At 69.4% G+C, this 1,365-nt stretch carries 1 protein-coding gene; it reads left to right on the top strand.

What is annotated here, in order from left to right:
• The first annotated feature begins 111 nt into the window (after window positions 1-111).
• Complete coding sequence (locus G6028_RS16935; protein WP_182659564.1) at window positions 112-1,332, top strand: primosomal protein; 1,221 nt, start codon at window positions 112-114, stop codon at window positions 1,330-1,332.
• The last annotated feature ends 33 nt before the right edge of the window (window positions 1,333-1,365 follow it).

The following is a 1,365-nucleotide window of genomic DNA, read 5'->3' as shown; positions in this document are numbered from 1 at the left end:
CTCGCGGTGAGCGGCCGCGCGCAGGCCGCCGAGGCCGCCGGGGACGACTCAGCCGGTGCCCTGTCGGCGGGCCGTGGCACCGGCTGACGGGCCGTGGATATGCTGACCGGCATGGCCAAGGACATAGTCCCGATCGAGCTCGGTCTCCCTGAGGGAGACGTCACGACCCTCTGGGCGCCCAGTTGGCGGGAGGACAACGACGACTGGGAGGCGTTCCTCGGCCTCGACGAGGACCTCTACGCGTTCGATTCGACCGCCGAACTCCTGGCCCTGGTCCGGAGCGGCGCGCAACATGATCTGCAGGACCACCCGTCCTGGGACGAGTTCGCGACCTCCGACGTGCTGGCGTTCCGCGCCGCGGACGAGAACTGCTACGACCTCGTCGGCGTCCTCGAACTCCTCGGCGAGAACCCCACGGAGTCCTCGGTCGACGAGATCGACCAGTCCTTCACCATCGCCCGCTCGATCGGCGAGGTGTGCGAGTTGGACACCGTCACCAAGTTCTTCAACGGCAACCCGATCCTCGCCGCCGTCACCCGCGGGATGGACGAGTTCTACGGGCGGGACGGGTTGAAGCTGTGGAAGTCCATCCGGAAGACCGTCGCCAAGGGCTGGGACGACGTGCTCGACGCGATCCAGGACGTCATGACCACCCCCGAGGTCCCGCGCGCCGAGGTCGATCGCGCCCGAGCGGACCTGGAGGCCGCTGAGGCCGCGCTCCCCGAGCCCGCGCCCGAGCCCGAGGCCGCCCCCACCGGGTACCCGGAGGGTTCGCTGTGGGAGACGGTCGGGATCGACCCCGTGAAGATCATCTTCGCCGATCAGGAGTACCTGAGCCTGCGCTGCTATCTCGGCGATCGGCCGGTGTTCCTCGGCGACGGCGACCAGGCGTACGTGTTCACCAGCGCCCGCGGCCTGTCCCGGTACCTGGCGGACAACGACGACGAGACGCTCAGCCACGTGGCGACCTACGAGCGCGTCAAACTCGCGGCGATCGACGGCAGCCTGGACATCCACGTGACCGAGGACAACACCTACGTCCTCGCCGGCCTCGACCGCGACATCGAGGTCGGCCCCGGGATGGTCGACTCCGGTCAGCTCGCGCTCGCGGTGGAGCTGGTCACCGACCTCGCGAACTACGTGGGCGACTCCGACCTCGAGTCCGCGGTCACCGGCCGCGGGACCTCCTTGCGCCGGTTCCTGCACTACGTCCTCAACCCGGACGACGCCAGGCTGCTCGAGCCCAGTGCGCCGTTCGACGACGAGGCCGGCGAATGGCGCGACCTGGTCGACGACGTCGAACGCCTGATGACCACCCCCGACATCGCCTAACCTCACCTCGCCTCACCTCACCTCGCGTCGCCT

Source organism: Dietzia cercidiphylli, from assembly GCF_014145145.1.
Lineage (GTDB): Bacteria > Actinomycetota > Actinomycetes > Mycobacteriales > Mycobacteriaceae > Dietzia > Dietzia natronolimnaea.
Note: the sequence above shows the minus strand (reverse complement) of the source record. Positions and strands in the feature narration are given on the sequence as shown.